Raw genomic sequence first — 13,744 nt, forward strand, 5'->3', positions numbered from 1 at the left:
AATTGAAATTTTTAATACTATTTTTTCTTTAATCCATTTAAAATTTCCTTCATCTCCATAATGTCCCTTTTCATTTCAACATTCTCCTGTTCCAGCATTTCATTTTTCTCCTTCAATTGATTAATCTCTTCCTGCATTTTCACATCATTATTTTTTAAAGCAAATATATCATTCATCATTGCTTTAATCTCCTCTTTTATTTCAATCAGATAAAGAAATATCTCCTCTACTTTTTTTACAAGCGCTTTACTGATATCACCAAGATGAATTCCTTTTGAGACTACTTCCTCTGTAGTAGGTATTCCGTCCAAGCTATGATCTTTAAAGATGTCGGGTTTAACTTTTGATAATAGATCAGGCAATGGGTAACCTGGCGCTAACACATAATCATTCCAGCCGGTTGTCATAACCACTACTTCATCAGAACAAACAATTTTACCACCATATACGTGCAGCAAAGCATCAGCAAAATCGTTTATCTTTTGTTTTGTACCAATGATTACTTTGCCATCGCCCAGTATTGCCATTCTTTGAACATCATTGAAAGTGCTTCCAGATGTTGTAAAACGAATAGCGCCATTATTAGGATTTCTAACAGTTAAAATAAGATCCTCAGAAAAGCCATTAGCACGTATCACAGCATCACCCACAGTTGAAATATTTGACCAGAAGCCGTTTGTAGTTACTGATGCTAATTGCAAGCTTTGGGCGCCATTTGATATGGCAATGGATGGATAGAGAGCATCATAAACACTAAACTTGGTAATTCCGTCATATGGAATTGTGCCTCCTATCATCACATTACCGCCACCATTTGCCAAAACAACATCATTATTGGAATTATTATTCAGAAACAGCGTACCATTCGCATCTATTTCATTCCCATCAAGGAGCATCACTTGTGTGCCTGAAACAATTTTAATAGTACCGATAAATCTGCTGTCACCAATTACTGCAAATCTAACACCTGTTGGAAAAGTATTTTCAGTCGTACCAATTCCAAGGTTGGTAGTTGCTTCATCACATAAATTAATATTATTACCATGTTGGCGCCCTTTAATTGCTAAACAAGGAGCAGTTAGTGCAGGTCCTCCGCCTCCAACACCAGCAGGCTTTCCGCCAGGCAATCTTCTCTCCGGTCCTCTATAAAATCTCCCCTGATCATCTGCAAAAACCATATAATATTTCGGAGGATTACCATGTCCAACACCAGAGGTATCAGGAATAAGTAAAACATTTACCTGTAAAGCGCCTCCAAGCTCCAAAATCTCATTGGCGCTCATTTTGCTGCCGTTCGTTGAGGGATATTTTACAGGCCCTTGGGCAAACAGGTAAGATGACCATAATAATGTGCTGATAAATGTAATTACAATATTTTTTGCACAATTGCTGTTGAATGTCTTGAGTGTTTCCATAATAAGCTCTTTTTTGGTTAATAAAACGCTGCAAAGGTATTTTAAATAGTTTTTATTAGCAAATAAAAAATGTTTTTTTTCCTTTTTAAGTTGAAAATCTTTTTTAGGTATCGTTGTGTGGAGGGGGGCATTTTTGGGTCTTTTCTGAATTCACTTACAGTCATATTTGTAACCTTGCGAAATTGGTTGGATAAATGATGCACACTGCTGTAACCTAATTTCCATGCGATCTGCTTTAATGTAAGCTCTCCTTCAATTATAAATTGTATTATATTATTTTTACACAATATAAGTCATTTCAAGTTAAAAATCAAAAATTTACAACTTTAAAACACAATTTACAAAAAAATCCTCATAAATAGTTTTAAACACATTTCCTTATTTTTAGATTTGTAATTATTTTTTTAACAAGATCATTTTTTTACAATGAACCTGCTTTCTGCGTATAACCGATCTTCCCTTCTACAAAAACTATCCTCCCATGAATTTGACCTGCTTGTGATCGGAGGAGGGATTACAGGTGCAGGCATTGCTTTGGACGCAGCTTCCAGAGGGTTCAAAACCGCGCTTGTAGAGAAACAGGATTTTGCAGCAGGTACCAGCAGCCGTTCCACCAAGCTTATCCATGGGGGCCTGAGATATCTAAGGCAAGGGGAAATAGCGCTTGTCAGGGAAGTAAGCAGGGAGAGAGCCATCGTATATCGCAATGCACCCCACCTGTTAGTTCCTGAAAAGATACTTTTACCATTGATAAAAAACGGAGACTATGGCAAATTTGAAACATCATTGGGATTGTGGTTCTATGATATGGTTGCAGGCGTAAAAAAAGAAGAACGCAAAAAAATGCTTCCTATAGAACAAACATTAAAAAGTGAACCCCTGCTTAGAAAGGAGATTCTAGTGGGCGGTTGCTTATTCACTGAGTACCGTACAGATGACGCCCGGCTAACCATTGAAATAATTAAAACGGCAGTTAAATATGGCGCTGCCTGTATCAATTATTGCGAAGTTAAGGACTTTATTTATGAGAATGAAGTAGTATCGGGAGTTGAGTGTGATGATTTGCTTTCTGTAGATAAAAATAGTAGCCCGGCTCAAAATATTTTTATTATCAAGGCTAAACAAATAATAAATGCTGCAGGGCCCTGGGTTGATAAGATCCGGAATAATGATACAGCACACACGCTAACTCCCACGAGGTATTCAGAACAAGAAAAGCGATTGCATCTTACCAAGGGAGTACATCTTGTAGTTAACCATGAGAAGTTTCCAGTCAAACAAGCTATTTATTTTCCTGCTCTTACAGTAGGTAAGGATTTTGCTAATACAAGAATGATATTTGCCATCCCGCGGGGCAAAGCTACCTATATCGGAACCACTGATACTGATTATAATGGAAGCCTTGAAAATCCCGTTACAAACAAACAAGATGCTGATTACCTGCTTAATTCAGTCAATTATATGTTCCCGGCAGTTAAGCTTTCTCTTCCGGATGTTGTTTCAAGCTGGGCAGGCATCAGGCCCTTGATTCACCAGAAGGGGAAGACTCCATCAGAGATATCACGGAAAGATGAAATTTTTATCTCAAAAAGCGGCTTAATATCTATAGGAGGCGGCAAGCTTACCGGTTATAGAAAAATGGCTCAAAGGGTGGTAGATATTGTAAATAGAAACCTGCATAATTCTTTTGGTTTTCCTAAGGTAAAATGTAAGACAGAAAATATTATTATAAATGGCGGAGAAATAGAGGAAGTTACAAACTACATCCAACAAGTTTTCGAAAAAATAAATACCTACGGTTTGGGGCATTATCAGGCAGAATACCTTGTACGAAATTATGGGTTGCAATGTGATTTTATCCTTGAAAAATTTCTGGAATTGTTCAATAATCAATTATCAATAAACAATAATCAATTGATAGCCTCCCGACTAGATCGGGATTTCGCTGCCGCTCAACTTGCAAGAGCAGAATTATGGTTTACTGTCAATCATGAGTCAGTCTTCAGGCTGCAGGATTTTTTTATAAGGCGTACTGCTATGCTTTATTTTGACATTCAGTCAATGGAAAAACTTTTAGAGCCTCTTTTGGAGGATATGAAAAATTATTTTGGCTGGACTGAAAATGAATCTAAATCTGAAAATGTACAGATCAGAAAGATTATTCGCAATGCAATTGTTTTTCCTAATTAGAATTTATAATATTAATGAAACTAATAGAAAAAAATGTATACTAAGAAGCAGAATAAAAATATTCGTATCATTAGTCCCGCATATTTGCGGGATTAGCATTATACTCAATTTGTAAATATGCCCAAATACTGTTTCTTCAATGGCAAAATAGTTTCGCCCAACAACCCTAAGATTGCCTTGAACGATCTGGGGGTGATCCGGGGTTACGGCATCTTCGATTATCTGAGGACTTACAATGGAAAACCATTTTTGCTGGATAAATATATAGAGCGTTTCCAAAATTCAGCGAAGCAGATGCAACTTCCATTGCCATATTCAGAACAGGAATTAGCTGGTATAGTTAACGAACTTTTAGAAAAAAATAAAATAGCTGCAGCTGGCATACGGTTAGTAATTACGGGAGGTGTTTCAGAAGACAATTATAATATAGGCAAACCTGTATTTTATATTCTTATAGAAGATGTTCATACCTATCCTGACAAGTGGTATAAAGAAGGGATGAAATTAATGACACATGATCATTGCAGGGTTTTCCCGGAGATCAAGCTTACCAATTATATCACGGCAATCAGGCTGCAGCCAGTATTAAGGCAAAAAGAAATGCACGATATTCTTTATGTTTATGATAACAAGGTGCTGGAAACAACCAGAAGTAACTTTTTTATTTTTAAAAATGATACTTTGATCACTCCCAAAAATAATGTGCTTATTGGCAGGACAAGAAATTGTATTTTAGACCTTGCTAAAAATGATTTCAAAATAGAACAAAGAGATATTGAAAAAGTCGAATTATCCGAAGCCGATGAGGCATTCATCACAAGCAGTTCCCAAAAAGTGATGCCAGTGGTTAAGATTGATGATATTCTTGTGGGTAAAGGTAAGGTGGGGGCAAATACGAGACGGGTTATGGAGTTGTTTGGACAATTTACATCAGGTTATTGATCTAACTTTTCACTTAAGCCCTGCTTGTTTTAATATTTTTTTAAAACATTATGCTTCAATCGCCATTTTATCCAGCACCGCCATCACTTCTTTCACATGCTGCCTGGAGCTTTCAAGCATCGCTTTTTCTTCATTATTGAGCTTTAATTCAATGAACTTTTCAATGCCTTTTTTACCCAATATCACCGGTACTCCTAAATAGCAATCATCTATGCCATATTCTCCATCTAATTTAACACATACCGGGAATATCCTTTTTTGGTCTCTTACTATTGCTTCTACCATTTGAGCTGCTGCGGCACCGGGAGCATACCAGGCTGATGTGCCTAATAATTTTACGATCTCGCCACCGCCCATTTTTGTTCTTTCAATAATGGCATCTAATTTATCTTTAGCGACCAGCTCAGTGACAGGGATGCCTGCAACGGTAGTATATCTTGGCAGCGGAACCATCGTATCACCATGGCCGCCCATCAAAACTGCCTGAATATCTTTGGGTGAGCAATTAATTTCATCTGCTAAAAATGCCCTGTATCTTGCCGTATCCAATATACCTGCCATACCAAAAACTTTCTCGCGGGGTTTTTTTGAGGTCAAATGTGTGCAGTAGGTCATCACGTCCAGCGGGTTTGATACTACCACAATGATCGAATCAGGTGAATGCTTTATAACATTTTCGGTGACCTGCTTTACAATACCTGCATTGATAGAAATAAGGTCATCGCGCGACATACCCGGTTTTCTTGGCATACCCGATGTGATCACTACTACATCTGAACCTGCAGTTCTTGAATAGTCATTGGTAATTCCAATGGTGCGTGTGTCATACACATTGATCGGGGCTTTTTGCCAGATGTCCAGGGCCTTGCCTTCAGCAAGCCCCTCTTTGATGTCGAGCAGCAATACCTGGTTGCCGATCTCACGGGATGCTAATACATCTGCACAGGTAGCGCCCACGTTACCTGCGCCTACTACGGTTACTTTCATTTTTAAATTACTATTTATAAGTGATGCAAGTATACGAATTCACACCGTGAAATACAATGAGAAATGCCTAAAATATCCAATCCCGATACGCTCGTACCCTTGCTACCTGCCCGCCAAAGGCAAAGCCCAAGCAAGGCAGGCGGGGCAGGCATCTAACATCCAATATCCATCTCCCACCTGCCCGCCCGCCTGTCTGGCGGACAGGCCAAAGGCCTAAGGCAGGCGGGTCATCCATCTTCCATCTTATAAATCTTATTCACCTCAAAAAAACCATAAGATGATTTATAAGCCCTAAAAAGATTTGTATTGTATTGATGATATAATTCGGCTAATGAATTTAATACTTTGGCTTTTATAATAACGTTATGGTCAAAGACCTCAAAAAAATTTGCTTGGGGAATTATATAAAGCTCGCAACTATCCGATTCAACAATGGCGTTATAGCTCCTTTTTGTGTTTTGCATAAGTGCACCTTCTCCAAAAGCCCCTGATCTTAACCTCGTTAAAATTTCAAACTTGTCTTTTATGTCCAGATTAAGAGATATTACACCGGATTTGATAAGGTAGAATGCCTGGGCCGGGTCACCTCTAAAAAATATTACTTCCTGGCATTTGAATCTTCTTAAGTGCAGGTGAGGTAAAAATGGCGCTAACTCATCATTTGAGAGCTTTTCGAATAGTTTGCTCCTTGTTAAAAATCTAAACAAGTTCATCTCTTTAACAGAATAAGACTTTCTAAATGGATTCTTCATTATTGAATTAATTATAAATTTTCAACCACTAATTACACTAATTTCACGAATAATTGTGGTTATTTTTTTGACTTTTGATTTTCTACTTTCTCTTTGCAATAATATACGCTTTTTTAGTCATCTCAGTAATCTTAAACCGTTCATCAATCCTATAGTTGATCACCCAGATAATTGGGCCGTCAGTTGATCCAGGTTCTGTCGGGGAAGTCAACACCCAAACTTTATTTTTCAAGTTTAAGGGAATTTTCTCATCAATCAAAAAATCACTGAGTTTTTTTTTCTTTTTATTCATACCTAAGGGACAAAACCAGTCGCCTTCCTTCCATTTTCGAAGGACCAACGGGAATTTTAATTTGTCATAGTCAAGAGATGCAATATGTTTTGGCTCCCTGATCTTAAAGTTATTATCCCGGGTTTTCAGGACTGAAATTTGGTACTTAAGGCCACCATGTTGAAACGATCTTTGGGATTTTTTAACTATACTGAACCTTCGAGGTTCAGTATCCCGAGCGCTCGGGATAAAATTTTTTATAATGATCAGTTCCGTACGGTCTTTTACCAAAGTATGAGTAGGTGATTCAAATTTCCTTCCCGGTTCACTGTCCAGTGCATTAATTATCTGTAAGGTTATCTCATAACCAAAATTATAGGGTTTTAATAATTCGGAAAGAATGATTGGCACAAGATTTTGATTTTGCAGAGACGTTGCATGTTGGAACGAAGTGGAAATCCCGACTTGTCGGGGCAACGTCTCTGTAAAATAGAAATTTGGTGAACTTTCTATTTTCTTTATTTTTTTAATATCTATATAATCCTCATTTGGATCATTTCTTAAAACTTCCTTTCTAACTTTGTCAATATACATCTTAAAAACATTTTCTACTGCGCTCACTTTCTCTACCGTAGCCTGTATGGTTGTTTCTAAGTTGGGATTGATCTTTTTGAGCAGCGGTATAACCTTGTTTCGGATAAGATTTCTTTGGTATTTGTTTGATTTGTTAGAGCTGTCTTCGCGCCATTTTAGCGTTTTTTTCTTAGCGTAAAGAAGTATTTCTTCTTTTTGAGCAAATAATATTGGCCTTATAATAGTTCCCGAAAAATACGAAGCAAGCTTACTTTTAACTTGAATACCGTGCAAACCAGCTATACCTGTTCCTTTTGTAAGGTTAAGAAGCATCGTTTCAAGCACATCATTTTGATGGTGGGCTGTTAAAAGAATCGAATAGGTGAATGGGTGAATCGGTGAATCGGTGATCCGATAGCTATCGGATCGCTTAATTTTTCTTCTCTCCGTTTCTCCGATTCCCCGTTTCTCCGATTCAGGTGGGCTTGGGGTTAGGTGGGGGCTGATCTTCCCAAACCACTCATACCTCAGAATACGAGCAGCCATTTGCAGGGATATTTTTTCTTTCTTCGCATAATGCGCTGTATTGAAATGTTCAACATAAAAATCAACTTTATATTTTTGAGCTAAAGCCTTAACAAATGTTTCGTCACCATCAGATTCTTTGCCTCTTAATCTGAAATTACAATGAGCAATAGCAAAGTTGAATCCTGTCCTATGTAGCAAATCGCACAAAACCACCGAATCAACTCCCCCGCTCACGGCAGCGAGTAGCTTGTCTTTTTTTGTGAATAATTGGTTTTTAGAAATGAATTTTAGAAATTTGTCAAGCATACTCAAAGATAGGATTTTTATTATTAATATCAGGCAAAAATATTATGAAAACAAGAATATAGCGTAAATTTATTAAATGAAAAGTATTGTTTGATATATTAATAATTGTAAACTTGTATTTTAATGCAATATTAACTAACCTTGTAATAAAGAGATATACAATGAACATTGAAACAAAAAAATTAGAGATCATCAATTGGATCATACAATTAAAAGATTTTTCTATTGTTCAGGAAATCTTAAAAGTGAAAGAAAAAAAATCTCAATCATCAAATGTAACAAAAAGAACGTTTGGGTGTGGTAAAGGTATTTTCACATATGTGTCTAAAGATTTTGATGAGCCTCTAGATGATTTTAAAGACTATATGCCATGATATACCTGATAGATACTCACCCACTTATCTGGTATATAGATAAGAATAAAAAACTTTCAAAAAAAGCAATTTCTACAGACAGAGCATTTCATAGTTATCCGATAAATATTTTTTATTAATACAAAAGAATAATTAAGGCATAGTTACAATATGTGTAATATTTTTACGGAAATTAAAACTGGCATAACGCCAATTATAAAAATGAGCATTACAACAAAACACCGTACCCGCAGCGCCCAAACTGGTGCCCTTGTTGCAGAGAGAGAGTCCTGTAATAAATTTATTTGGATATTTTTAAGTTTCTTTTTAATCAGCTATTCAGACACCTTTGCTGAGCAATCCCCATTAAATAAAAACGATTTAACGGGGCAGGCAAAAATAGACAGCCTCCTGATCGTTCTTAAAACTGCCAAAGATACAAACAGAGTACGCGTGCTTAATGCCTTATGCTGGGAATACAGACCCATTGACCCTGATAAAGCCCTTTATTACGGAAAGCGAGGATTAGCCTTAGGGAAAAAATTAAGCTATAAATCCGGAATTGCAGGCAGCTTAAATAATCTTGGTAGCGTATATCTGTTTCAAGGCAGCTACGAAAAAGCAATAAAATATTTCCAACAAGCAGGAAAAATAAGTGGCAAACTGGGAAACAAACAACTTATTGCAGCAAACTTAAACGATATCGGGGTTGCTTATATGTATCAGGGCAACTACGTAAAATCCCTTAATTTTTTCATCAAATCCCTTAACATTCGAGAAGAATTAGGAAATACGCAGAAAGTTGCGGCAAGCTTAGGCAATGTTGGCATTGTTTATTTTTACCTGGGCAACTACGAAAAAGCAATAGAATATTACCTGCAATGTTTAGATACAGCCAGAGAATTGGGTGACAAACAATTAATTTGCGGAACGTTGAATAATATCGGTGCAGCTTACCAGTCGATAGCTAAATACGAAAAAGCCATAGACTATTACCGGCAATCATTAAAATTAGCGGAAGAGTTAGGGAACAAACAATTAATTGCAGCAAATCTGGGAAATATGGGGTATGTTTATGAAAAACAGGAAAATTATCAAAAAGCAATTAAATCCCGGCAAAAAGCTTTGAAAGTAGAAGGAAAGCTCGGAGAAAAACACGTAATTGCAAACAATTTGTATAATTTGGGTAGAGTTTATAACGCATTGGGCAATTTTGAAAAGGCTTTATATTACAGCAAAAAAAGTCTATCTATTGCAAAAGAAATAGGTTCAAAAAATCTTATTAAAGGTAATTACTGGCAGCTCTCAGAAACCTATGCTACCGAAAATAATTACAAAAAAGCCTACCAATACCACCTACTCTATTCCCAAATGAAAGACTCCCTTTTCAACGCAGAAAAATCAGAAGCCATAGGCAAAACAGTGGGCCGCTATGAGGCGGAAAAAGAGCAAAGAGAGCGTGAGCTGAAGGAAAAGGCAGAGGCAGCAGCAGCAGCAAAGGTACAGGCACACCTGAACGTGATATATTATTCGGCCATCGCGGCTTTTTTGGTCCTATTATTCTTCATAATACTCTTTTCCGGGAGGTTTGCCATCCCTATAGTTATGGCTAAAAGCGTGGTTTTTGTAGGAGTTATTTTGTTGTTTGAGTTTATATTAGTACTGATCGAACCTATGGTAGAATATTATACAAGCGGAAACCCGGCTCTAATGGTTGTTATCAACAGCAGCCTGGCTTTGTTGATATTGCCTCTACACAATTTTTTGGTGAACAAGCTCGTTCAGCGGGTAACTAAGATGAAAGTGGCGAGGAGGAAAATCATGAGAAAATCCAAATAACAATTAAAAAATCATAATCACGTGATAAAAAAATCCTGAAAAGTATAAATAGAAAAGAGTCGGCAATCTACAGTCCCCAGTCGGCAAAAAACAATTGCCGACTGCCGGCTGCCGACTGGAGACTGCCGACTGCCGACTTATTTTATTTGCAATATGAATATCAACAAAAATCAGCTTTCTACAATACTTTGTGTTTTAGTATTATTTAACGAGGTGTTTGCCCAAAAATCCGAACAAATAGAATTGATACAGGCAGATGTGCTTGAAGGCGGGATACATAATGGCGAAGAGGTCAGAAAATTGATTGGTAAAGTGGTATTTAAACATGATGAAACATTCATGTATTGCGATTCATCCTACCAGTATGCAGACAGGAATGCACTGGAAGCTTTTGGCCATGTGAAGATCCAACAAGGAGACACGTTAACCCTTACCGGTGACACGCTGTTTTATAATGGCGATAACAAAATGGCAAAAGTGCGGGGAAATGTTGTTCTCAAAGACAAAGAGATGACCCTGACAACAAAATTTCTTGACTATGATATGAAGAATAAATTGGCCTGGTATTACAGTGGTGGTGATATCATAGACGATGAAAATCATCTTTTCAGTGAGCTGGGATTTTATAATACCATGAGCAAAATGCTTTCTTTCAAAACCAATGTCTCATTGATCAATCCTGACTATGAACTCAAATCAGACACATTGCTTTACAATACTATAACCAAAATCGCATACTTTAAAGGGCCAACAGATATTATCACTGGCAGTGGCACGCTATATGCCGAGGACGGTGAATATTATACCCTTGAAAAGCAATCTGTTTTCAGAGGAAAAGCCAGGATAGAAACAGAGGAATATATCCTGGAGGGGGATAGCCTGTATTATGACGAAATAAATGACATTGGCATAGCTAAATACAACGTTAAATTAGTCTCAAAAGAAGATAATATTATTATTGAAGGGGATATAGGAAAATATTGGGGCAAAATTGGTTTATCAAAAGTATATGGCCTGCCCAAGCCCACCAGCGCCCCTGAAAAGGAGAAACAGGGAATCAGAGAAACGGAGAAAAGGAAAACCAAGCAATTCACCGATTCGGTAAGGAGTGGCGGTGGGGATTTAGGGGGGGCTGGTGAGGTGCTTGGCTATGCACTTATGAAGTATTTGATGGTAGACCCTGATGGAAACCCCGCCACAGGCGGGGCAGGCACAGCAAGTGATACAATGTATCTGAAAGCTGATACACTCATTTCGATAGACGATACTATTTTAGAAAATAGATACTTGCTGGCTTATAATCATGTCCTGTTATTTAGTTCTGACCTTCAGGGAAAATGCGATTCTGCTGTATATGTTTTTTCCGATTCAACTATATTTTTCTATAATGATCCGGTTATATGGAATGAAAATAGCCAGATCACCGCTGACAGTATCAATGTACAGTTGGCAAATAACCAGATCGACAAAATGAATATGCGTATCAACTCTTTTATAATTTCCCAGGACAGCTTGCTTGAATTCAACCAGGTAAAAGGCAAAAACATGACCGCATGGTTTAAGGATGATCTCATTAATAAAGTCTATGTGGATGGTAATGGTCAAAGCATCTATTTTGTGCTGGAAGAAGATACGAGTCTTGTAGGGATGAACAAGGTGTTATGCAGCAACATGATCATCATGTTTGAAGAAAATAAGGTTAAAGATATTTCGTTTTTAAATAATCCGGAAGCAAAATTTATACCTCCTCATGAAATTGAAGAGCCGGAGAAAAAGCTTAAGGGTTTTCGCTGGAGGATAGAAGACAGGCCCAGGTTAGTGGATTTAGTACCTTGAAATTTTGAGATATGAGACGAGCATTTTTCATATTCATATCTATTAAGTCCCGAGTACTCGGGATTCGCAAAAGTTCGCTATTTCGCTGATTTTCTGAATTTATTTGCATAAAACATTATTTTTACCTACCTTTGCAACTCATTTGGATAAAAAGGAATATCCAGGGGGGAGACTACATAAACCACTAATTACACTAAATTAGTGAAATTCTTAATTAGTGTAATTCGTGTAATTAGTGGTTTCAAACACAAAAACCTCGTTAGCTATATCATGAGCCATATAAAACGACATTTAATAATAAGTAAATTATCTAACGGGGCAAACATATTTTTCCTGTCATTTTTATGCTTGATATTTTTTTCCTGCAGCGAGTTCCAGAAGATACAAAAAAGTGATCAGCTAAGTGTAAGGTATGATGCAGCGATAAAATATTTCGAAGATGGGGATTATACTAAAGCAGGGATACTTTTGGAAGAATTAATTCCGATAATACGGGGGAAAAAGGAAGCCGAAAAAACCCAATTTTATTACGCTTACTGCCATTATCATCAACGTCAGCTTGTTTTAGCTGCCTATTATTTTAAAAACTTTTATCAAACCTATCCAAGGAGCGAATATGTGGAGGAAAGTATGTATATGCATACACTGTCTCTTTACGAGAGCTCGCCTAAATACAATTTAGACCAGACTGATACATATAAAGCCCTTGAAGTGATCCAGTTGTTTGTAAATAAATATCCAAATAGCAAGCATGTAGATGAATGTAATGACTTCGTAGATAAGTTAAGAGTTAAGCTTGAAAGTAAAGCTTATGAACTGGCAAAGTTATATTATAACCTGAGGTATTATAAATCTGCTGTGATAGCATTTTCAAATTTTAATAAAGATTTTCCCAATTCAAACTATAATGAAGAGCTGGCTTACCTGAAGATTGATGCCCAATATAATTTAGCCAGGATCAGTGTTGAAAAAAAGAAAAAGGAGCGGCTATATAAAACGATCCAATATTACGAAAATTTTATAGACCTTTATGTTGATAGCAGGTATGTAAAATCAGCAGAGAATATATATGATTCCTGTGTTCATCTGATTGGTAATATCAAAAATACTTAAATAACTAAATTAATTATGGCAAAAACATCAAAAGCAATAATAATTACAAGAGATATTGACCAGATTGCCGAGCCAACTGGTAATGTTTATGATTCTATTAATATTATTTCAAAAAGGGCAGGCCAGATATCGTCAAAGGTTAAAGAAGAGCTGCATGCAAAGTTAGCTGAATTTGCTTCTACTGTAGATAATCTTGAAGAGATCTTTGAAAACAGGGAGCAGATAGAAATTTCGAAATTCTATGAGCGGATACCTAAGCCTGCAACTGTAGCGGTGGAAGAATTCCTGGAAAATAAGATCATGCATAGAAAACCCGGTGAGGACACAGATGAGGATAAAAACAAAGAGGATAAGGAAATAAAAGAAAATAAAGACACTGGGGAGAAAGGAAATAAGGAATTAAAGAAATAGGTTTATAGTAGGCAGTTAATAAAACTATAAGGCTCTTTTCTAAATATTGGATGATAGATTATCGGTTTTCGGTTCAGTAAATTCAATAAGTTGGCAAAATGCAGTTGGCAGTTGGCAAATCTTCCCCCGCCTTTGGCGAGGGAGTTTTTTGCCAACTGCCTATTGCCAACTGCCAACTTGAAAAGGCCAACTGCCAACTGTTTTTATAATTACTATCAACCAATATTT

The 13,744-nt window shown here is 36.9% G+C and carries 12 protein-coding genes; 7 read left to right on the forward strand and 5 right to left on the reverse strand.

What is annotated here, in order from left to right:
- Positions 1-17 precede the first annotated feature (17 nt).
- Together FVQ77_06855 and FVQ77_06860 are read right to left on the reverse strand one after the other, a co-directional pair.
- Positions 18-1,415 carry a hypothetical protein gene (locus FVQ77_06855; GenBank protein MBW8050048.1) on the reverse strand — a complete coding sequence of 466 codons (1,398 nt, stop codon included), beginning with the start codon at positions 1,413-1,415 and terminating at the stop codon, positions 18-20.
- Positions 1,416-1,456: 41 nt separating this feature from the next.
- A complete protein-coding gene (locus FVQ77_06860; GenBank protein MBW8050049.1) occupies positions 1,457-1,705 on the reverse strand; it encodes an AraC family transcriptional regulator in 249 nt (82 codons plus the stop codon).
- A 136-nt stretch (positions 1,706-1,841) separates the two neighbouring features.
- On the opposite strand from FVQ77_06860, the gene FVQ77_06865 reads away from it, so the two are divergent.
- On the forward strand, positions 1,842-3,605 hold the full coding sequence (locus tag FVQ77_06865) for a glycerol-3-phosphate dehydrogenase/oxidase (protein ID MBW8050050.1): 1,764 nt from the start codon (positions 1,842-1,844) through the stop codon (positions 3,603-3,605).
- 117 nt (positions 3,606-3,722) lie between these two features.
- Positions 3,723-4,547 (forward strand): aminotransferase IV, encoded by an 825-nt coding sequence (locus FVQ77_06870; GenBank protein ID MBW8050051.1) that lies wholly within the window; start codon positions 3,723-3,725, stop codon positions 4,545-4,547.
- Between the two features lie 48 nt (positions 4,548-4,595).
- On the opposite strand, the gene mdh is transcribed toward FVQ77_06870, so the two are convergent.
- The 3 genes from mdh to tilS form a co-directional block, all read right to left on the reverse strand.
- Positions 4,596-5,534 (reverse strand): malate dehydrogenase, encoded by a 939-nt coding sequence (gene mdh, locus FVQ77_06875; protein ID MBW8050052.1) that lies wholly within the window; start codon positions 5,532-5,534, stop codon positions 4,596-4,598.
- A gap of 227 nt (positions 5,535-5,761) precedes the next feature.
- Entirely contained in the window at positions 5,762-6,286 is a 525-nt protein-coding gene (locus FVQ77_06880) for a cyclic nucleotide-binding domain-containing protein (GenBank protein ID MBW8050053.1), read from the reverse strand.
- An 82-nt stretch (positions 6,287-6,368) separates the two neighbouring features.
- Positions 6,369-7,964, reverse strand: coding sequence for a tRNA lysidine(34) synthetase TilS (tilS, locus tag FVQ77_06885; protein ID MBW8050054.1), 1,596 nt, complete (start codon positions 7,962-7,964; stop codon positions 6,369-6,371).
- A 161-nt stretch (positions 7,965-8,125) separates the two neighbouring features.
- Between tilS and FVQ77_06890 the strand changes: the two genes are divergently transcribed.
- The 5 genes from FVQ77_06890 (at position 8,126) to FVQ77_06910 (ending at position 13,516) form a co-directional block, all read left to right on the forward strand.
- Positions 8,126-8,338, forward strand: a complete 213-nt coding sequence (locus tag FVQ77_06890) for a DUF2281 domain-containing protein (GenBank protein ID MBW8050055.1) — start codon at positions 8,126-8,128, stop codon at positions 8,336-8,338.
- 150 nt (positions 8,339-8,488) lie between these two features.
- Entirely contained in the window at positions 8,489-10,156 is a 1,668-nt protein-coding gene (locus FVQ77_06895) for a tetratricopeptide repeat protein (protein ID MBW8050056.1), read from the forward strand.
- A 153-nt stretch (positions 10,157-10,309) separates the two neighbouring features.
- Positions 10,310-11,992 (forward strand): hypothetical protein, encoded by a 1,683-nt coding sequence (locus tag FVQ77_06900; protein MBW8050057.1) that lies wholly within the window; start codon positions 10,310-10,312, stop codon positions 11,990-11,992.
- A gap of 270 nt (positions 11,993-12,262) precedes the next feature.
- Entirely contained in the window at positions 12,263-13,105 is an 843-nt protein-coding gene (bamD, locus tag FVQ77_06905; protein MBW8050058.1) for an outer membrane protein assembly factor BamD, read from the forward strand.
- Positions 13,106-13,120: 15 nt separating this feature from the next.
- Positions 13,121-13,516: a DNA-directed RNA polymerase subunit omega gene (locus tag FVQ77_06910; GenBank protein ID MBW8050059.1), complete on the forward strand. Its 396-nt coding sequence runs from the start codon at positions 13,121-13,123 to the stop codon at positions 13,514-13,516.
- Positions 13,517-13,744 lie beyond the last annotated feature (228 nt).

The sequence above is a fragment of the Cytophagales bacterium genome (genome assembly GCA_019456305.1).
Lineage (GTDB): Bacteria > Bacteroidota > Bacteroidia > Cytophagales > VRUD01 > VRUD01.